This window comes from Aeromicrobium sp. Leaf291 (assembly GCF_001423365.1).
Classification (GTDB): domain Bacteria; phylum Actinomycetota; class Actinomycetes; order Propionibacteriales; family Nocardioidaceae; genus Aeromicrobium.
The window spans coordinates 365,075-384,717 of the sequence record NZ_LMNM01000001.1 but is presented as its reverse complement, the minus strand read 5'-3'; the positions used below and the strand labels follow the sequence as shown (position 1 = coordinate 384,717).

25 protein-coding genes are annotated in these 19,643 nt (G+C 67.0%); all 25 read left to right on the top strand.

Translation table 11 applies throughout. The features are described from left to right. Window positions 1-54: 54 nt before the first annotated feature. The 25 genes from ASF35_RS01885 (at window position 55) to ASF35_RS01775 (ending at window position 19,642) form a co-directional block, all read left to right on the top strand. Window positions 55-261 carry a hypothetical protein gene (locus ASF35_RS01885; protein ID WP_055961997.1) on the top strand — a complete coding sequence of 69 codons (207 nt, stop codon included), beginning with the start codon at window positions 55-57 and terminating at the stop codon, window positions 259-261. Then, window positions 251-580: an HNH endonuclease gene (locus ASF35_RS17900; RefSeq protein ID WP_156367921.1), complete on the top strand. Its 330-nt coding sequence runs from the start codon at window positions 251-253 to the stop codon at window positions 578-580. Before ASF35_RS01885 ends, ASF35_RS17900 begins: the two co-directional genes overlap by 11 nt. 112 nt (window positions 581-692) lie before the next feature. Then, window positions 693-992 (top strand): hypothetical protein, encoded by a 300-nt coding sequence (locus ASF35_RS18275; RefSeq protein ID WP_055961994.1) that lies wholly within the window; start codon window positions 693-695, stop codon window positions 990-992. Further along, window positions 961-2,412: a terminase large subunit domain-containing protein gene (locus ASF35_RS01875; RefSeq protein WP_055961991.1), complete on the top strand. Its 1,452-nt coding sequence runs from the start codon at window positions 961-963 to the stop codon at window positions 2,410-2,412. The genes ASF35_RS18275 and ASF35_RS01875 overlap by 32 nt, the downstream gene beginning before the upstream one ends. Next, window positions 2,409-3,821 (top strand): phage portal protein, encoded by a 1,413-nt coding sequence (locus ASF35_RS01870; RefSeq protein WP_055961987.1) that lies wholly within the window; start codon window positions 2,409-2,411, stop codon window positions 3,819-3,821. Before ASF35_RS01875 ends, ASF35_RS01870 begins: the two co-directional genes overlap by 4 nt. Continuing rightward, entirely contained in the window at window positions 3,805-4,521 is a 717-nt protein-coding gene (locus tag ASF35_RS01865) for a hypothetical protein (protein ID WP_055961983.1), read from the top strand. The genes ASF35_RS01870 and ASF35_RS01865 overlap by 17 nt, the downstream gene beginning before the upstream one ends. 77 nt (window positions 4,522-4,598) lie before the next feature. Further along, window positions 4,599-5,051, top strand: a complete 453-nt coding sequence (locus tag ASF35_RS01860; protein ID WP_055961981.1) for a hypothetical protein — start codon at window positions 4,599-4,601, stop codon at window positions 5,049-5,051. Between the two features lie 17 nt (window positions 5,052-5,068). Then, window positions 5,069-5,965: a phage major capsid protein gene (locus ASF35_RS01855; RefSeq protein WP_055961977.1), complete on the top strand. Its 897-nt coding sequence runs from the start codon at window positions 5,069-5,071 to the stop codon at window positions 5,963-5,965. 8 nt (window positions 5,966-5,973) lie between these two features. Beyond that, window positions 5,974-6,120, top strand: coding sequence for a hypothetical protein (locus ASF35_RS18270; RefSeq protein WP_200931711.1), 147 nt, complete (start codon window positions 5,974-5,976; stop codon window positions 6,118-6,120). Between the two features lie 16 nt (window positions 6,121-6,136). Next, complete coding sequence (locus ASF35_RS01850) at window positions 6,137-6,589, top strand: hypothetical protein (RefSeq protein WP_055961973.1); 453 nt, start codon at window positions 6,137-6,139, stop codon at window positions 6,587-6,589. Beyond that, complete coding sequence (locus ASF35_RS01845; protein ID WP_055961971.1) at window positions 6,589-6,933, top strand: hypothetical protein; 345 nt, start codon at window positions 6,589-6,591, stop codon at window positions 6,931-6,933. Before ASF35_RS01850 ends, ASF35_RS01845 begins: the two co-directional genes overlap by 1 nt. 1 nt (window position 6,934) lies before the next feature. Then, window positions 6,935-7,204, top strand: coding sequence for a hypothetical protein (locus ASF35_RS01840; RefSeq protein WP_055961966.1), 270 nt, complete (start codon window positions 6,935-6,937; stop codon window positions 7,202-7,204). Between the two features lie 17 nt (window positions 7,205-7,221). Continuing rightward, window positions 7,222-7,611 (top strand): hypothetical protein, encoded by a 390-nt coding sequence (locus ASF35_RS01835; protein WP_156367920.1) that lies wholly within the window; start codon window positions 7,222-7,224, stop codon window positions 7,609-7,611. Between the two features lie 217 nt (window positions 7,612-7,828). Continuing rightward, on the top strand, window positions 7,829-8,359 hold the full coding sequence (locus ASF35_RS01830) for a hypothetical protein (RefSeq protein ID WP_156367919.1): 531 nt from the start codon (window positions 7,829-7,831) through the stop codon (window positions 8,357-8,359). A 90-nt stretch (window positions 8,360-8,449) separates the two neighbouring features. Beyond that, complete coding sequence (locus ASF35_RS01825; RefSeq protein ID WP_055961956.1) at window positions 8,450-8,752, top strand: hypothetical protein; 303 nt, start codon at window positions 8,450-8,452, stop codon at window positions 8,750-8,752. Between the two features lie 98 nt (window positions 8,753-8,850). After that, entirely contained in the window at window positions 8,851-9,096 is a 246-nt protein-coding gene (locus ASF35_RS01820) for a hypothetical protein (RefSeq protein ID WP_156367918.1), read from the top strand. 11 nt (window positions 9,097-9,107) lie between these two features. Beyond that, window positions 9,108-9,440 (top strand): hypothetical protein, encoded by a 333-nt coding sequence (locus tag ASF35_RS01815; RefSeq protein ID WP_055961951.1) that lies wholly within the window; start codon window positions 9,108-9,110, stop codon window positions 9,438-9,440. A 76-nt stretch (window positions 9,441-9,516) separates the two neighbouring features. Further along, window positions 9,517-11,592, top strand: coding sequence for a tape measure protein (locus ASF35_RS01810; RefSeq protein WP_082495323.1), 2,076 nt, complete (start codon window positions 9,517-9,519; stop codon window positions 11,590-11,592). A 2-nt stretch (window positions 11,593-11,594) separates the two neighbouring features. Next, on the top strand, window positions 11,595-12,968 hold the full coding sequence (locus ASF35_RS01805) for a hypothetical protein (protein WP_055961947.1): 1,374 nt from the start codon (window positions 11,595-11,597) through the stop codon (window positions 12,966-12,968). 347 nt (window positions 12,969-13,315) lie between these two features. Further along, entirely contained in the window at window positions 13,316-14,587 is a 1,272-nt protein-coding gene (locus ASF35_RS01800; RefSeq protein WP_156367917.1) for a hypothetical protein, read from the top strand. Between the two features lie 4 nt (window positions 14,588-14,591). Next, window positions 14,592-16,922 carry a right-handed parallel beta-helix repeat-containing protein gene (locus ASF35_RS01795; protein ID WP_055961941.1) on the top strand — a complete coding sequence of 777 codons (2,331 nt, stop codon included), beginning with the start codon at window positions 14,592-14,594 and terminating at the stop codon, window positions 16,920-16,922. A gap of 36 nt (window positions 16,923-16,958) precedes the next feature. Further along, entirely contained in the window at window positions 16,959-17,231 is a 273-nt protein-coding gene (locus tag ASF35_RS01790; RefSeq protein WP_055961938.1) for a hypothetical protein, read from the top strand. Next, a complete protein-coding gene (locus ASF35_RS01785) occupies window positions 17,228-17,827 on the top strand; it encodes a collagen-like protein (protein ID WP_055961934.1) in 600 nt (199 codons plus the stop codon). The genes ASF35_RS01790 and ASF35_RS01785 overlap by 4 nt, the downstream gene beginning before the upstream one ends. Next, window positions 17,824-18,087, top strand: a complete 264-nt coding sequence (locus ASF35_RS01780) for a hypothetical protein (protein WP_162239294.1) — start codon at window positions 17,824-17,826, stop codon at window positions 18,085-18,087. The genes ASF35_RS01785 and ASF35_RS01780 overlap by 4 nt, the downstream gene beginning before the upstream one ends. 64 nt (window positions 18,088-18,151) lie before the next feature. After that, complete coding sequence (locus tag ASF35_RS01775; RefSeq protein WP_055961927.1) at window positions 18,152-19,642, top strand: hypothetical protein; 1,491 nt, start codon at window positions 18,152-18,154, stop codon at window positions 19,640-19,642. Window position 19,643: the final 1 nt, after the last annotated feature.

Below are 19,643 nucleotides of genomic sequence, written 5' to 3'. Positions count from 1 at the left end.
GGAGACCTGTTGCCTGATGGCGGCGGGTCTTTCGTCATTCCACGGGAGGTCGCGATGACTGCACCCACCGTCGAGCTTTTCGCTCCCGAGGACCTGACCGCAGCATCCGACGTCGACCTGGACCACGCACTCGCGCGGCTGTACCTGCTGCACGCTGAGGCTGACCAGGCTGGGCGCGACGCCGTGCACCCGCGCATCATGCAGATCGTTGGGGAGATGCGGGTGCGGACTGAGGGTTGGTTGGCAGGACGTGGCTGCTGACCGACCCGGCAACCCGCGCAAGGCCAACGGCCACCGCCGTCGCCAGGTCACCGCTCGGGTCTACGCCGAGGAGTACGACTGTGGGATCTGCGGCAAGCCAGTCGACAAGACCTTGACGTTCATCGACCCGGCCACCGGCAAGCCGAACCCTTGGGCCAAGTCAGTAGACGAGATCATCCCGGTCAGCCTGGGTGGCTCACCCATCGACCGACCCAACTGCCGGCTCGCTCACCGCGACTGCAACATCAAGCGGGGCAATGGCGCGAGGTCGAGAGCGGCAGAAGGTTCGATCGACATGGTGCGTGCCCGGGCCTACTGAGGGTCTGTGGACAAGCCTGTGGATGAGGGGGAGGTCCCCCAGGTCGACCTCCTGAGGCCCTCCTCCGGCCTAGGGCCTTACCCCCCATCTCGTTTTTCCAAGGAGGTGTCACATGCCCCGCAAGCCTGCTCTGCGCGCCGTGGCGCCCGATGAGGTCGCCGAGCCGACCAAGATCCGTACCATTCTCGAGGCCGCCGAAGAGGGTTCGCGTCTTGAGGAGCTGCGTGCCATGCGTCGCCGCCTCGCTCGAGCCCTCGATGATCCGAACACTCCGGCTCGCGATCTTGCTGCGCTGTCTCGACGCCAGCTTGAGATCGGTCGCGAGATCGAGGCCATCGTCGTCGCGGAGGATGAGGATCATTCGGTCGTCGTGAACGCCGATGACGAAGCCTGGGACGGCACCGGCTACTGACGATCGGTCACTGTCGGCCGTCGCTCGGCATGTCGTCGCACCTGATGGCATCAGGTCGACAGAGTGGCCGTCGGTTGGCCGGACGTGCCATCGCCTCGGCTGGGGTTTCGATCGCTGGCAGAGCGACGCCGGACGACTGATCCTCGCGAAGCGGGTCGATGGTACCTATGCCGCGGACACGACCTGCATCAGCATCCCCCGTCAGGCCGGCAAGACCTATCTAATCGCGTGCATCATCTTCGCGCTGTGCCTCCTGAAGCCTGGCCTCACGGTCATCTGGACGGCTCACCGCAAGACCACCGCCAGGGAGACCTTCGACCAGTTCGACGGCATGGCGAAGCGCCCCAAGGTGGCTGCCCATGTCCGCCAGGTGCTTCATGGCAAGGGCGACGAGGCCATCCACTTCAACAACGGGTCGCGCATCCTGTTCGGAGCCCGCGAGTCGGGGTTCGGTCGCGGGTTCGCTGGCGTGGATGTCCTGGTGTGCGATGAGGGTCAGATCCTCCCGGAGTCCACACTCGAGGATCTCGGCGCCACTCAGAACACGGCGCCGAACCCACTGTTCTTCGTGATGGGGACGCCACCAAGGCCGAGGGATGCCGGCGAGTTCTTCACACTTCTCCGCCAAGAGGCGCTTGACGGCGATTCAGAGTCGACGCTCTACATCGAGACCAGTGCCGATCGGGGTACTGACCCGATGGATCCGGACCAGCTCCGCAAGGCCAATCCGTCCTATCCGCACCGCTCGTCGCACCGGGCGATGCTCCGCCTCCGCAAGAAACTGCGGAACGAGGACTCGTGGAACCGTGAAGCGCGGGGCATCTGGGACCGCATCGACCTCAAGGTTCATCCGGTCGACCCGTTCAAGTGGGCCGAGCTCGCGGACGAAGATTCCGTGCCCGCTGGCACTCCCGACTATTACTCCCTCTCGATCTCACCTGAGCGCATCGGCTTTATCGGCGTCGCATTCCATGGTGGCGACGGTCCCGACTTCCTAGACCTCGCCGAAGCTGGACGGGTCGACGACTCGCGCAAGATCATCGAATGGTTCACCGAGCGCCGACCCTGCAAGGTGGCGATTGACGGCCGCGACCCGGCTGCGGCACTCGTCAACGAGCTTCGTGCGGCGAAGGTCAAGGTCAACGTCACCACGCAGAGCGACTCGGCTCGGGCGTCCCTGGGATTCTCCGAAGCGGTCGCGGAAGGCCGCGTGGCGCACGTCGACCAACCTACTGTCCGCGAAGCCCTCGTAGTGGCTCGCAAGAAGCTCGTCGGCAAGGCGGGCCTGTGGGAGTTCGACCCCGACGACGATATCGCTGCACTTCGGGCAATCACCCTGGCCCGCTATGGCCTGACCTTCAAGAACAAGCGCACTGGCGACGGCCGGCGCACCGGAACCCGAAGGGGCGTGGTCTTGTGACGTTCGAGTCCATCGGCCCCGTCCGCGGCCTGAGTGATGACGAGCGCGCGATTGCCAACGGCCTGCTCGAGCAGCTCGACCAGCGCAAGCACCGCAACCTCATGCGCTCGTCGATCTACGACGGCAAACGCGCAATCCGCCAGGTCGGCACCATCATTCCGCCGCAGTATTACCGGCTCGGCCTCGTGCTCGGCTGGTGCGCCAAGGGCGTCGACTCGTTGGTGCGCCGCACCACGCTTGAGCGTTTTACGTGGGCCGACGGTGACCTTGACAGCCTCGGAGCCCGCGACCTCTGGGATGCGAACTACCTTCGCTCAGAGGTCAACGCCGCACTCGTCTCGTCCGTGCTGCACGGAGTGTCGTTCCTTGTGGCAGTCAAGGGCGAGGATGACGAGCCCGATGCACTGATCCTGTCCCGCGATGCCCTGAGCGCCACCGGCACCTGGAACCCCCGGACGCGCTCCCTGACGGACTTCATCTCTGTCACTGAGCGCGCCGAGGATCGTCCGACGGCCTTCACGCTCTATCTCGACGGAATCACGATTTCCGCAGAGAAGGGCGACGCTGGCTGGGAGGTCACGGACCGGTCAGAGCACGGCTGGGGCGTTCCTGCGCAGCCCCTCACCTACCGTCCTCGCATCGGCCGGCCCTTCGGCTCGTCGCGCATCACCCCGGCTGCGATCGCCGCCCAGGACGCCGGCACTCGTGACCTGATCCGGCTTGAGGGCCACATGGACATCTACTCGTACCCTGAGCTGATTCTCCTTGGCGCCGACGGGTCCGTCTTCAAGGACGACCAGGGCAACACCCTGCCGGCGTGGCAGACGATGCTCGGGCGCGTCAAGGGCATCCCTGACGACGAGGAAGCCACGACACCCCGCGCGTCGGTCCAGTCGATCTCGGCCGCATCTCCTGAGCCGCAGCTCTCCTCGCTGAGTGTCCACGCCAAGGTCTGTGCCCGCGAACTCTCGCTCCCCGACTCGGCGCTCGCTCTAACGGACGTCTCCAACCCAACCTCTGCTGAGTCCTACGACGCTTCGCAGTACGAGCTCATCGCTGATGCCCGAGGTGCGATCGATGACTGGTCGACCCCGATTCGCAAGATCCACGCCACAGCCCTTGCGATCCAGAACGGCCTGACCTCAGTCCCTGATGAGTGGGCCGGCATCGACTCCAAGTGGCGAAACCCGCAGTTCCTTACGCAGGCCGCGGAAGCCGACTCCGGCGCCAAGCGTCTCGGCGCCGTCCCCTGGCTTGCCGAGACCGAGGTCGGCCTCGAGTTGATGGGCCTATCGGACGACCAGATCCGCAGAGCACAGGCAGAGCGTCGTCTCGCTCAGGGCGGCCGTCTTCTGGATCGCGTCCTTGCCGCCGGGAACCAGGCGACCCCGGATGCCGACGCGATCTGACGTAGAGCAACTGCGCGCGGCGAACGCGGCCATCTCGCGTCTGGTGCGCTCGGAGGTCGCAGCACTCTGGGCGTCGCTGAATCCGGAGCGTGACCCGGACGCTGCTCGGTGGGCGCTACTCCAGGCCATGCCTGGACTGGTCGACCGCTACGGCGACATTGCCGCTTCAGTATCCGCCGAGTGGTACGACGAAATGCGCGCCAAGGCCGAGGCTACGGGCCGTTACCGAGCCCTCCCTGCTCCGCATGTGATCGTCCGTCAGGTCGAGAAGGCGACCGGATGGGCTTCTCGCGACGTCCTGAGCCCCGAGCAGACGGTCAGTGGACTCCAAGTCGTCGCGAACCGTCTCGTGCTCCAGCAAGGCCGGGACACGATCGCACGAAATGCCAAGCGCGAGAACATCCGCTGGGCTCGCGTTCCCGCTGGCGATGAGACCTGCGCGTTCTGCCTGATGCTCGCCTCGCGAGGTTTCGCCTACGACACCGAGCACTCGGCATCTAGGCAGCGCGATGGCAACAAGTACCACGGCGACTGCGACTGCGTGCCTACCCCGAGCTGGGGCAAGGCCGACCAGGAGATCGAGGGCTATGCCCCCGATGCGCTCTATCAGACCTACCTCAACGCCCGCGGCGACATCTCGAACGCCTTCGACACCAAGGGCATCTTGTCCCGACTGCGCGAGCAGCAGGGCATCCACTGAGCCACCCCGAGCCAAGGGGGAAGCGCCACGGCGGCGCCAAACGCCGGAGCAGCACCTGACGAGGCAACGGAGCACCGATGACGACCGAGACACCTACCCCCGAGACCACCGAGACCCCCCAGCCCGAGGCGACGACCTTCACTCAGGCCGATGTGGACCGCATCGTCCGCGAGCGCGTCAAGCGCGAACGCGACAAGTACGCGGACTACGACGACCTGAAGGCCAAGGCCGGCGAAGCGACGACGCTCGAGCAGCGCGTCGCAGACATCGAGCGCAAGGCGAACGACAGCGAAGCCCGTGCAATCCGTGCGGAGATCGCCAACGCCAAGGGACTCACGGCGACTCAGGCCAAGCGTCTGGTCGGCACCACCCGCGAGGAACTCGAGGCAGACGCCGACGAGCTGCTGACGGACATCGGCGCCCAGAAGCAGAACGGCAATCGCGCGCCGCGCGAGGGCCAGACCCCACACCCCTCTGGCGATGACGAGGTCCGCGAGTTCACTCGCGGCCTGTTCAAGCGTCCGGAGTAACCCGAAAGGAAGCCATCATGGCTACTCTCGCCACCGGATCGCTCTCGATCCCCAAGCAGAAGATCGCCCCCTGGCTCGGCAAGATCCAGAACGGATCGGCCGTCGCCACCCTCTCCGACCAGACCCCCATGACCTTCGGTGAGGGCGAGTCCTGGACGTTCAACATCGGCGAGGCCGAGTACGTGGGAGAGGGCGCCGACAAGGGTGCCTCCACGGTCACGCCGACCTCGAGCGCCATCACGCCGAAGAAGTTCCACAAGACCCTCCGGTTCAACCAGGAGGTCCTGTGGGCCGACGAGGACCGCCAGCTCGAGGTCGTGGACGAGATCCTGGCTCTCATCCAGCCGGCCCTCTCGCGCGCGCTCGACTTCGGCGTGTTCCACGAGATCAACCCGACCGGCGGCGCCAAGGTGACCGCCATGAACGGCGGCCTCTGCGACACGACCAACTCGGTCGAGTACGTCGCCACGGACAAGCCCTTCGTGAGCCTCGACGCGGCCGACGGCCTCGTGCTCGCCGACGGCTACGTCCCGCGCGACATCGCCCTGGACCCGACCTATGCAGCCAAGTTCTCCTCGCTGCGTGGCACCAACTCCGAGCAGAAGCTCTACCCGAACTTCCAGCTGGGGCTGAACACGTCGGAGCTCGACGGCCACCGCGCCTCGGTGTCCAACACCGTCGGCGCGGTCGGCGTGGCCGCGACTGCCACCAACACGCTGGCCTTCGTGGGCGACTTCAGCGCAATCCGCTGGGGCGTCCAGAAGCAGATCGGCCTCGAGCTGATCGAGTACGGCGACCCGGACGGTGGCGGCGACCTGAAGCGCAAGAACCAGGTCGCGTTCCGCGCGGAGGTCGTCTACGGCTGGGGCATCGCCACGCTTGATGCCTTCGCCAAGGTGGTCGACGCGGCGTGACTGTCCGCATGAAGAACGTCCACTCCGGCGCTGTCGTCTCGGTCCCGGCCGAGAAGGCGGATCGGATGGACGCAGAGTGGGAGCGGGCCGACAAGCCCGCCCCCGCCAAGAAGGCGCCGGCCAAGAAGGCCGCGTCCAGCAAGTCCGAGAAGTAGAAGGGAGGCGACCAGCATGGGAAAGTTCATGAACCCGGATGACTTCCCCGACCTCGAAGGAGCCGCGACGCTCATCGAGGACGCGGAAGCCCTGGCCATGCTGGTCGCCCCCTGCCTCGCTGACGACGACCTGAGCATCATCAAGACCGCTCAGGCGCGCGCCATCCTCCGCGGCGCCGTGCTGCGCTGGAACGAGGCCGGCTCCGGGGCCACCCAGCAGCAGTCGGCCGGCCCGTTCTCGCAGACCATCACGACGCAGGCGCGGCGGAACTCGTTCTGGCCGTCGGAGATTAAGGACCTCCAGCTCGTGTGCCGGGTCGCAGGTAGCGGCAAGGCGTACAGCGTCGACACTGCACCACTCCTCGGCAACGGTCACGCGCTGATCTGCTCGATCAACTTCGGCGCCGTCTACTGCTCGTGCGCTGCTGACATCACTGGTGGCGCCGGCCCGCTGTACGAGGTCGACTGATGTTCGCTGCCGGCGAGACAGTGACTCGCCGCCGCGGCACCCCGGTCCTCGACCCGTACTCCCAGGAGGAGACGGGCACCGACTGGAAGACGCCCGACGACCTGGAGATCCCGAACTGCGCCGTTGCTGATGGCGGTTCGCTGGAGCCGCTCGAGGATGCACGCGACGCCGTCATCTCTGACTTCGACGTCATCGCCCCGTTCGGGTCCGACGTCACCGCACGCGACCGCCTGGTCATCCGGGGTCTGGTCTGCGAGGTCGTCGCCCGCCCGTTCGACTGGCGCAGCCCGTTCACTGGCTGGCAGCCCGGGACGGTAATCAAAGCCAAGATCGTGGAGGGCTGACATGGCGAACCGAGTCAAGCTCAACTCTGCCGGGATGGCCGCACTCCTGAAGTCCGACGAGGTGCGCGCCCTACTTCAGGGTCCTGCTGCGAACATCCTGGCCGCAGCGAAGGCCGACACGCACGACGACACCTACGCCTACGAGGCCGGCCTGCATATCGAGCAGGCCACCACCGATCGCGCCGTCACCCGCATCGTCTCCGGCGACTACAAGGGCCACATTCTCGAGGCCCGCTACGGCATCCTGTCCCGCGCCCTGGACTCGGCATGACCATCCTCCCGATCGTCTTGTTCGACGACATCGAGATGTGGGCCGCAAGTCGCATCCGCGAACTCCTGGCGACCCGCACCGAGGACTACGCCGAGAACGTCTACGTCGGCCGCAGCACCCCGACCCAGCGCCGCGAGCGGATGGTCACGATTCGACGCGACGGTGGAGGCCGCTTCAATCGCGTCCTCGAACGCCCCCGCCTCGGCGTCAACGTCTGGGCGGGGACGGAGCAAGAGGCCAACGACCTTGCCCGCCTGGTCGCCTCCCTGCTCGCCGCCGCCCCGGACGGTGAGCCCGTGACGAGCGTGACCATCACCAGTGGCCCGTACTCCGTCGAAGACGACTCACGCCAGCAGCGCCGCTACTTCACAGCCGAACTCACCGCCCGAGGAAGGGACGACGCATGACCAAGAAGCTCCAGCACCCCGACAGCACCTCGCGGCCCATCGAGGTCGACGACGAGCGAGCCGAACTGCTCAAGGCGAACGGCTGGGTCGAGGTCGACCCCAAGACGGGCAAGTAGCCCCACCCACATTCCAGGCGGCGTCCAGATGGCGCCGCCTTCGTCATGCGCGCACATGACTCCACTAACGGCGGCAACGTCGCCACGCATCAGGAGGAATCATGGCTCTGACGAGCTCCAATGTGCGCGTCGGCGTTTCCGGCGAGATCAGCGTCGGCGCCCTCGGCGCCACCGCGCCGGCCACCGCGGCCGCAGCCCTGACCGGGTTCACCGGACTCGGCTACGTCAGCGAGGACGGCGTCACCGAGACGCTCGACCGCAGCATCGACGACATCCGCGCCTGGCAGAACGCCCAGGTCGTGCGGTCCGTCGTCACCGAGGCCGCAGTCACCTACTCGTTCACGCTGATCGAGACGTCGGTGAAGGTCATCGAGACCGCTCTCGGCTCGACCGTGACCCAGTCCTCAACCGAGGGCACCTACACGATCACGCCCGGCTCGACCGGCGGACGCAAGTCGTTCGTGGTGGACGTCATCGACGGCGCCAACCTCAAGCGGATCTACATCGCCGAGGGCGAGATCACCGAGCTCGGTGACACCGTCTACGCCTCCGGTGAGGCCGTCGGCTACGAGGTCACCCTCAAGGCGTACAGCGACCCCGTCGTCCACGACACGTCGCTCAAGTCCGCCTGACCCTGACTGCCCGCCGACCTCCTGCGCGGGGGGTCGGCGGGCGCAACACCTGCCCGCGCAACCCACCCGCGCACAGAGAGGGACACGCGCATGTCCGAACCGAAGAAGCCGCAGGATCACAAGAAGCCGGCCACGACGCCTTACCAGTGGCCGACCCCGGACGGTCGAACCATCAACCTCAAGCCGTTCGATCGCCTTCCGTCTGGCGTGTTCCGCAAGAACCGAAGCAAGAGCAACCTCGAGCAGAGTCTCGCCATGGTCGAGGCCGGCGCGGTCAGCGACGATGATCTGGAGATCGCCGATGACCTCGCGATCGGTGACCTCGACCAGCTCGTTGAGGACTGGGCCGGCGAGGTGTCGCACCCCCAATCGTCCAGCTCCTCGAACTCGTAGACGAGCATCGGGGAGCATTCGAGTACGACTGGCGGACCCGGTTCCATCTCGGGCTCGACCAGGTGCCTGAGGTCATGGGCTGGGGCGAGGCGCTCCGGATGACAAAGATCCTTGCCGAGGATGTCTCGTCTCAGGTCGGGGCGGCCTTGCGTGGCTGGCCCTACCCGATCGAGCGTGCCGACGCCGTACTGCGGGACCTCTTCGACAAGTATCTGGAGAGCAACTTCAAGCGCCCACAGCCATACCCGCGGCCGTGGCACCCGCAGCCGAAGACCATCGGCGGCGCTTCGTTGACGCCGGCAGAGTTCCGGGCGCTGCGAGACAGCGTCGCTGAGCAGAACTAGAGTCGGGCGACATGAGTTCCCGTGCCATCCTCCTGGTCCTTGCTGGCGTTCTAGTCGCGGCCGGGCTGTTCCTCGGCTTGAGGACCATCTCGGCCGGCGACGTCGAGTGCGGCTCCGTCCTCTCGCCCTCGAGCGAAGCGGCGGAGATGGCCGACATGGGCGAGGAGATCGCAGGCACGCTCGAGGGGTCCACGCCGGACGATGATCCGGATGGCAACCAGTCGTCGTGCGACTCAGCGGTTAGCGATGCCAAGCCGCTCGCTTACGGGGCTCTCGCCCTCGGCGTTCTGGCACTACTGCTGTCCTTCGTCGTTCCCGCCGCTGGCCCGAGGCGCACCACATAGCCACACCCCAACACAGAAAGGCCCCGTCACTGCGACGGGGCCTTTTTCATGTCCGCACGCAGAGAGGCGGTGACTCATGGCTGAAGTCGGCTCTGCCTACGTCAGCGTCATGCCCTCCGCGAGGGGCTTCGAGTCCAAGCTCAACAAGCAGATTGCGAGCCCCCTCGACAAGGCGGGCAAGAGCGGCGGCCAGAGTCTCACTGCTGCGTTCGGCAAGGTCGCCAAGACGGGCATGAAGGTCGCTGCGGTCGGCGTCGGCGCTGTCGTCGGCACGGCACTCGCGAAGGGATTTGACCGCCTCAAGGGCATCGAGAACGCCGAGGCCAAGCTCCGCGGCCTGGGCCACACGTCCGAGTCCGTCACGAAGATCATGGACAACGCGCTCGCGTCCGTCAAGGGCACGGCCTTCGGCCTCGACGAGGCGGCCACTGTTGCAGCCGGCGCCGTGGCGTCCGGCGTGAAGCCGGGCAAGGATCTCGAGCGGACCCTCTCCCTGGTCGGCGACGCTGCCACGATCGGCGGCTCGAGCCTGTCCGAGATGGGCGCAATCTTCAACAAGGTTGCCGCCTCCGGCAAGATCCAGGGCGACGTCATCGCTCAGCTCGGCGACCAGGGAATCCCAATCCTTCAGCTCTTGGCGAAGCAGCTCGATACGACCCCCGCGAAGGTGTCCGAGCTCGCGTCCAAGGGCAAGGTCGACTTCGCCACGTTCCAGAAGGCCATGGAGGACGGCCTCGGCGGAGCGGCGCTTGAGTCCGGCAACACGTTCACGGGCGCGTTCAAGAACATGAATGCTGCCCTGGGTCGCCTCGGCGCTTCGGTGCTCAAGGGCGTCTTCCCGAAGATGGCCAAGGGCTTCGGCGACGTGACGACCGAGCTGGACAAACTTGGCCCCGCGGCGGAGCGTTTCGGCAAGAACGTCGGCCAGTTCATCGAGAAAGCCGGACCGCCGACTGTCGATGCTCTGAAGTCGATCGCCGACGCGGGCAGAACAGTCGCTCCCATCCTCCAGGCGATCGCGGCCGGCTTCGCAGCACTCCCAGGCGGCGCGCAGAAGATTCTCCTGCTGGCCGGTGCCGCACTGGTCCTCAAGAGCCGCTTCGACATCGCGACGCCCTCGCTGGCGAACTTCGACCGTCAGGCCGCGCTGACCACGGCGAAGTCGGTCGGACTCAAGGTCGGCGCCCTTGGCGCTGCCGCTGGTCTCGCGGCGCTCGCCAGCAAGAGCGGCGGCGCATCCACTTCGCTCGGCGCCCTGTCCACCGTCGCCGCGGGTGCCGCTGCAGGGTTCGCTGTCGGCGGTCCGTGGGGCGCTGCGTTCGGTGCAGCCGGTGGCGTCCTGTCGATCTTCACTTCTCGTTCGAGCGCCGCCGCGGCTGCGCAGGAGCGGTTCAAGACTGCTGGTGCTGCTGTCGCTGCAACTTTGAACGAGCAGACGGGTGCGCTCACGGCCAACACTCGCGCCACGGCTGCCAAGCAGCTTGCCGACAGCGGCGCGTTCACCGCGGCCCGGAAGGTGGGCGCCTCGTACCGCGATGTGTTGAACGCCGCGCTCGGCAATGAGGCGGCTCAGGACCGGGTCACGCTCGCGAGCCTGGAGTACGTGAAGGCGTCCGAGGGCAACTATGACGCCACGATTCGAGCGTCGAAGGTCGCAGGCACGTTGACGAGCGCGGTTGGTGCATCTGCATCTGCCATCGCGGATCAGCGCAACAAGATCAACCAGACCAATGAGGCTCTCGGGAAGCTTGACGGCAAGAAGGCTCGTGCCGAGGTTCAGGTCGGCGGCCTCGGCGGCGCGCTCGCTGGCCTCTCCGCCCTGGGCAACCGGCTCGACTCGATCATCGCGAAGAACGCGAAGGTCAAGGTCGGCAACAACGCCAAGGGCACCGACAACTGGCGCGGCGGTCTGACCTGGGTGGGCGAGCGCGGCCCGGAGCTCATCAACCTCCCGAAGGGCTCGCAGGTCCACACGGCGCAGGAGTCCAAGCGGATCGCGAACATGAAGCCGAAGGCGGCCGACTCGGGCTTCGGTGGCGAGTCCGGCGGGATTGATCCCATGCAGATGGCCCGTGCTCTACGCGGTGCGCTCGATGGTGCCCGCCTGATCGTGGACGGCAAGCCCGCCCGCCTTTCCCTGAGTGGAGCGTGAGCATGTCGACCGAGCAGTTGCAGATCGTTGACGGAATCTCCGAGACGCCAACCGTCTTGCTGGACCTGCACAACTCGGCCCCCCTCTGTGTCGCGCAGAACGGATTCTCGTCCCCGCCCCCGGCTCTGCGCGAGTCGGCGTCGGCTGCGTTGGGTGACGGCGACATCGTCACGGGCTCGTCCTATGCGGATCGGGTCATGACGATCAACCTGCACGTGCTGTCGGATGCTCAGGGCGCCTCGCTCGAGGCTCTCCAGGCGCTGCACCGGTTCGTGGACTCGGCGGGCTTCTGGCTCCGTCGCGTTCCGGCTGGTGGTTCGTCTCCGACGTTCTATCGGGTCAAGCGGTCCCCGTTGGCAGCGATCAACGAGTACAACGGACGCGACGATGGCCTCCGGACGGTGCAGCTCGACTTGCGCGCCGACCCCTTCGGCTACGGCCTCCCCGTCTCCGGCACGTTCTCGATCGGCGCTGATCCCACGTCGGGCGGCGTGTCCTACGTGTGGCCGGATGAGGTCCAGGGTGATGTGCCGGCGCCGTTGCAGTTGTCGCATGCGGCGCCTGATCTGGGCGAGTTCCGCCGTTGGTTCTCGATGGCTGGGTCTTCGGATGCGTGGCCGGCGTTCTTGCATCACTCGCAGATGACGGCGGGTTCGTCGGGTGGCGGGATCACGGTGTCGACCTACTCGGGCGATCCGGCGCTGGTGACTGGTTCGGCGACTCGTCTCCTGGGCACCAAGACTGGTTCGTCTCGCGTGGCTTCGGGGTCGCTCTCGTTGCCTGCTGGGGACTACCGCGTGTTCTTGCTGGGCGACCAGCAGGAGGCCGGCGCGCCCGTGGTCGAGTGGTCCCTGAGCACCTACCCCTATGACAACGACCCGGTACTGCGTTCGGGCGTTCGTGAACCGTGGTTCCCGAACCGCTGGACCGACCTGGGTCTGGCGCGGCTCCCTGAGGGCGCACCGATGGCCGCTGAGGCTTCGATGCGGTGGGGGGCTTCGAGTGAGCTCGTGGAGTTCCGCCTGGACCTGGAGACGGCGGGTCTGACTGACGCGATGTTCGAGGGTCTGCTGTTCGTGCCTGCCCGTCTCGATGAGGCGGTCATGTCGGAATACCTGGGCGTGAAGGCTCCGGGGTCTGCGGTCACGGCGTGGGTCGATGGGGCGGATCGGGCGGCGTCGTTCGTGGACGCTTATGGTCGCACTCTGCCTGCTGCGGTCGGTTCGCTCGTTGGTCTGGGTTGGCCGAGTGTTACCCCCGGGCAAATCAACGTCCTGCACTCGCTCGACACGCAGAACAGCCTGGTCAACGAGCCCCTGGACGTCACCTTCCGCTACTTCCCCCGATACCTCTACGCTCGGCCGGCGCTCTCGTGAGCATCGGTCTGGGTGTCCGCCTCGACGGGCCGGATGGTTCGGCGGACATCTCCGGTCGGATCGGTGGGCTCAAGTTCGGGTCGGTCGCGCCTGGTGGTTTCGCGTCGGTCGAGCTGACCCTGTCGCGGCCCCTGTCGACGTCGGACCTGCACCCGTTCTCGCGGCTGGTCGTGTTCGACACCGAGACGGGTCGCCAGGTCGGCGGCGGTCGTCTGCTCGAGCCGGGCAAGACGGTCGACGCTTCCTCCGGTCAGGTCGCTCAGATCACCGCCCTCGGTGAGGGCCTGGCAGCCACGCAGGACGTCACGGCGCCGTACTTCCTCATCGACCTCGGGTTCGACCAGTGGGTGCAGATCGACCGCAACCGCAAGGCGATCTCGGCGAGTTCGGGTCAGGCTCCCAAGGGCGGCAACGACAACGACGCCCTGGTCATGCAGATGGAGAACGGCGCGTTTGACGCGAACGCTGGCATCGTCATGGCCCACCGTGGTCCTGCGCTGTGCGGCATGCGGCTGGGCGGGTTCTCGTTCCGGCACGATTCGGGTGCGAACTCGTCCAACTGGCGAGTCCGCGGCAGGGCTTATGCGACTGGCTACGGCTCCAGCGAGATCGCGTTCGATGACGCATGGTCGACGACGATGTCTGCCCGTCGCTACGCCCGCGTGACGACAGACTTCTCCGCCTCCCGCACCGTGGCGGCCGTCCACTGGTTCAACGGGTCGAGCGGCACGGGCACGGATGCCACGTGGTCAGCGATGTACTACCCGTGCGTGATGGCTCAGCGGCTCGACCGTTCGCGCAGTCCGATGGTCACCGGCTCGACCTACGCGGTGACCGAGATCTACGCCCATGACGCGTTCATTGACGCCCTGGCCCGCTTCTGCCCGTCCCTGGACATCGAGAACGCGCGCATCGACACGGCGACCCTCCCGTTGCAGCAACTCGCTTGGTACGACGGCATCAACGCCATGGGTGTCATGGAGGACGTCCTCGCTCAGGATGCGGCGTTCACGTGGGCGGCGTGGGAGTTGCAGGACAACGGCCTGCACGCTGTCGAGTTCCGCGAGCACGACCAGGACGTCCGCTACGAGCTGACCGTCGATGGCGGGTTCTCGCAGCCTGCCCCGTCGACCGAGGTGTACGACGCCGTGGTGGTGCGCGGGAAGTCGCAGAACGGTCGCGACAACAGCGTCACCGTCACCCGCGCCAACGCCCTGCTCGACGAGGTTGGTCTGCACCGCACGGCCACGATCGACATGGGCTCCGAGACGTTCTCCACGACCGCAGCCACGCAGGCGGGCAACGCGTTCCTCGACGAGCACGTGAACCCCCCGAACGCCGGCACCGTCACCGTGGCCTCGCGCGTCTGGGACCACGTCGAGCGCCGGTACGTGAAGCCGTTCGAGATCCGCCCGGGCTGGAATGCGCGCGTGTTCGGCGTGCAGCCCAAGCGGGACACGCTCAACTCCGGCGCCCAGGACGGCTCGACGATCTTCCGGATCGTGTCGATGAACTTCGACACCAATGACGGCGTCGCGGTCTGCGAGCTCGACACCCCCGAACTGACCCAGATGCGAGCCATTGCACGGCTTGCCCGTTCACGTACTAGGAGGGCATGACGTCATGGCGGATTGCACTGTCACACTCAACATCGGCGACGGCCCCGACGAGGCAGTCCACCCGGGCGACGTCCTGATCCATCGGGTCATCGAGGGCGTTCACGGTGGGCTCGACATCCTGCCCAAGGCGCTCAAGCCGGTGCCGCTGCGACGTGACCCGTTCGCGACCGTCGACCTCGAGCAGGGGGAGGTCTACCGCTTCGAGTTCCCGCGCCACAAGCTGACGTTCTACAAGCTGATCCCGGCGACCCCGACGGCGCTGTACTCGTCGCTGACCACGGTGCCGCCGACTCCTGCCCTGCCGATCCCAAGCGGCGTGGAACTGGCCGAGCTGATCGCGGAGATCCTCGGCGGCCTCTTCGTCCCCAAGGGCTCCCAGGTCGTCAACGTCGCCGACCACGGTGCGATCGGTGACGGTGCCGCCAACGACACGGCTGCGGTCGTGTCCGCGCTGGACGAACTCGAGGCTCAGGGCGGCGGCATCCTCTTCTACCCGAGCAGCCACGGCACGGGCGTCTACGTCCAGGCCGACGTGCCGCTGATCTCCAACCTGACTGTGGTCAGCGATGGCGCTGTCATCCGCCCGGTCTCCTACGACGCGTTCACCGCCTTCGCTGGTGCGGCCGTCCAGGGCTACGGCTCGACGGTCAAGAACGTCCACTTCGAGGGACTGCGCTTCGAGGGCAGCATCCTGGCCAGCAAGAACGCCGCACTGACGCTCCACCACGCACAGAACGTGTCCTTCTCTCGCTGCACCTGGACCGAGGCTCAGGGCTCCGGTCACTGCCTGGACCTCCTCGGGTGCCGGGACGTGCTCATCGAGGACTGCACCTTCCAGGGGTTCCGGGTCGAGACGGGCCGCGGGTTTGCCGAGGCCGTCCAGATCGACAACTCCACCTCGGTCGGCTGCTCCGGCCGCGACCACACGGGCTCCTTCGACGGGCTGCCGTGCGAGAACATCACCGTCCGCGGCAGTCGCTTCCTGCCCATCACCATCGGCGGCACCACCTATCCGGCTCCGAACCCGATCGGTGGCCACGCCGTCGTCGATGGGATGTACCACCGCAACATCCGCTTCGAGAACAACTACGTCGTGGACTGCGTTCCCACCGACACCCAGTCGTCCGCTGCGTGGCTGCGGTTCGTCGGCATCAAGGGCCTCCACATCGAAAGCAACACGTTCATCGCCACGACGACGCCGAACACCCGCGCCATCCTGACGGTCAAGGCGGCCACCGGCTACTCGTTGGCGTCGGTCGGCGACCCCTCGGCCACCACGACGGCCATCACTCCCATGGTCATCGACAACGCTCACATCGTCGGCAACCTGTTCACCGGCTTCAAGGGGACCGGCACCTACGACCTCATCGAGCACGGCGGCGACGCGGCCCGGTACGCGAAGAACGTCACGGTCACCGACAACGACTTCATCGACTGCTACCCCGACGCGACCGTCGGCGTCGACACCGGCCCCGACTGCGTGCAGGTCTACAAGACCGACGGCATCCTCGTCGCCAACAACTACGCCGAGAAGGTCAAGCGATTCCTGGTCGCCGACAACGTGGACCGCATCCGCGTGCTCGGCAACACGGTGGTCGACTCCAACTTCCAGGCCATCAGCATCTTCAACAACGGCTCCCAGGTCCAGGTCCAGGGCAATAGCTTCTACGACTACCACGGCGGCATCAACGTCAGCGGCTACGTCGGCGTCATCATCACCGGCAACCTGCTCCTGAAGCCGAAGTCCTACAGCGGGTGGGTCGGTCACATCCGCATCCCCGGCGGCTCGCAGATCATCGTCACGAACAACATCGTCGACAACACCGCCGCCACCGCGCACGCCACCCAGAACACCGCCGTGGAGTTCCTCTTCTCGGCCACGGGCGGGTACGAGCGCGGCACCCTCGCTCCCGGCCTGGCGGTCGTCGCTGCACTCAACGGCGGCGCGACCGGGTCCCTTGAGACCGACGTCGCACCGAAGGCGTCCCCGACGTTCACGGGGACGGCAGCGTTCAGCCACGTTGACCTCATGGGCCGCGTGCGCAACTCGCTGACCACGACGGCCGGCAACCTCACGCTCTCCACCACGAGCAGCCGCATCCACCTGGTCGACGCCACGGCAGCAGCGCGCACCGTCACCCTGCCCGCCACCACCACGACGGGCGTCCGCTGGACCATCAAGAGATCAGCTGGCGCCAACAGCGTCACGATCAACCCACCCGGCGGCGGCACCATCGACGGGACTGCGTCCTACACGCTCTCGACGCTCTACCAGTACGTCGAGATCATGACGACCGGGACATCGGGCGTCTTCATGGTCACGGGCAAGGGCTGACGTGGGCTGCCGTCTCGAGGCCCTGGAGGCACGCGCGTGACTGACCTCGCCTCGGCCGTCGCCGAGCTCAAGGCTTCGATCGACTCCCTGCGTGCCGAACTCGTCCGCCGCGACGTGTACGAGTCGGACCAGCGAGGGATCGCCGCACGCATCGACACCGTCGGCAAGGACGTCGGCGACCTCGAGAAGCGCGTCGAGAAGAACGAGGACGACCGCAAGGCCGACCGCCGGCTACTCATCGCCGCGTTCGTCGCCCCGTTGCTGCTCTACGTGCTGAACCTGTACACCGCATCGCAGGGGGCAGCATGACACCGCGCCAGCGCAAGATCGGCTGGATCGTCCTAGCAGCGTTCCTCATGGGCGGCGTGTGGCTCGCGTTCAACGACGTCACCGACCGCCTCACGCAGGCCGAGCAGCGTGGCGACACCAACGCCGCCGCAGCCCAGGAGACGCGAGAGTCGCTCACCGAGGCCAACGACCGGGTCGACGCACTCGGCCAGCAGGTTCGCGACCTCGGCGAGGACCCTGTCGTCCCCACGTCGCCGGTCGTCAACAGTCCGACGATCCTCCCCGGCCCTCGTGGCGAGCAGGGACTCCGCGGACTGCTCGGCCTGCCGGGTGCTCCCGGTGCCAGCGGACGCGACGGTCAGAACGGTCAGGACTCCACCGTCCCAGGACCTACCGGGCCAGCGGGACGGGACTCCACTGTGCCCGGACCCCAGGGCGAGCGTGGCCCAATGGGGGCCACGGGCGAACGCGGTCCAGCAGGAGCCGACGGAGCGCCAGGGCGTGGCATCGCCGACGTCCAGTGCACCGACGGCCGCTGGGTCGTCACCTACACCGACAACACGACCTCCGACGCGGGTGACTGCCAGCCTGCTCTGATCGAGGTGCCCGAATCGTGATGGACGAACTGCGGGCACTCAACGCGGCCCTGTCGATCCTGACGGCCGCGATGCTGTGGGTCCGGTTCAACGACCGCCCGCGCACGATCCCCAGGTCTGGACGGGTCATGCGTCACGGGATCGTCGCCGCGTTCGCCGTCGGGTCGCTCGGCAGCATCGAGCACCTGCGTCACGGGTCGGACTTCACTGCCGCCTCCGTCGCATGGGCGCTCGTCTGCTGCGTGATCCTCGGCGCCCTCTGGACCTCCCGCAAGCACTGACCCACCCCACTCCCGCACCCCGCCGACACCGCGTCGCGGGGTGCTGCCACGTCCAGGAGGACACATGGCCTACGTCTACTTCCGCGGCAAGCCGACCTGCAAGCACATGAAGGCGTGGCTCGAGGCGTACCAGTCCGAGCTCCTGCGTCAGGGCCTGCTCAAGTCGAACCTCGACGTGTGGCAGCTGGTCGGCGGCGCATCGGCATCGGCGGGCACCCACCGCACCCCGGGCGCGGCCGACACGGACCAGTACTCCACGGCGCAGCTCAAGGTCGCCCGCCAGATGGGCGCCGGAGCGTGCAAGCGCACCAAGGCTCAGGGTTTCGACCTCGTGCACTGCCACCTGATGATCAACTGCCCCTGCAATGGGTCGTCGCGCTACCAGTGGAACGCGATCAACGACGGCTACTCCGGCCTCGGTGGTGGCGGTCGTGGCTCACGTGACGACGGACCCCGCGCTGGGATCAAGTTCCCGCTCATCGACTGGGACGAAGGCATCGCGTGGGCGAAGGCCAAGGCCGCCCCTAAGTTCACCAAGCGCGTCTCCACCTACGTGGTAACCGACGCACCCGCCTGCGGTCGCGCGTCCTACGGGCTCAAGGCCGCCACGAAGACCCCGGCCCGTCCGAAGGGTTGGACGTTCAAGTCGAAGGGCTGGGTGAAGTTCGAGGGCGTGCTCTACATCCAGGGCGCCGACGGGTTCTGGTACCACGGCCCGTCGTTCGACCTCGTGAAGCCGAAGCCGACCCCGCCGAAGGTCCGCACCGCCACGAGCGTCGGCACCTACAACCCGTCCGACAAGCTCGGGAACGACGTCGCACGCGCTGAGGGCATCGCCGCGTACCTGATCGACCCGTCCGCCGACGTGGATGTCTGGCACATGCAGGAGCTGACGGGCATCGCGGATGGCAAGTCGTCGGCGTTCTCCCGGCAGATCCGGTCCGCGATCGACGGGCTCGACATGCGCTGGCGAGCCGTCATCCCCACGACGCCGTGGAACGAGAACTACTTCTTCTACCGCAACGACCGGGTGCGGCTCGTGAAGCGCCTGGACGACCTGATCGTCCGGGTGCCTGGCGCTGAGGGCAAGCACGCCACCCTCGCGATCTTCGCCGACCGTGAGACCGGCGCGAAGACCCTGCACGTCAACCCACACCTGGACCCGCGGAACTCAGCCGCCGGCAACAAGGCACGCCAGGCGCAGGGGCAGGTCATCGCCGACCACATCGAAGACCTGCGCAAGACGGAGACGTTCCACCACGTCGTCATCGCCGGGGACATGAACCAGGGGCCGTCGATCACCGCGTTCACCAAGATCGGCCTCACGTCGGTGCGGCCCCGTGCGAAGAAGCAGACGAACGCCGAGTACGCCTCGTTCCAGGGCACGGGCACGACCCCGAAGAAGGGCGTCCCCATCGACCACATCTACGTCGAGAAGGACGCGACGGTCGACGAGTACGAGCTGATGCTCCACCTCGTCGGCGGCAAGTTCCCCACCCCCAAGCCCGGCGACCACCAGCCGGTCCGCTCGCACGTCACCTACCCCGCTGCCTAGG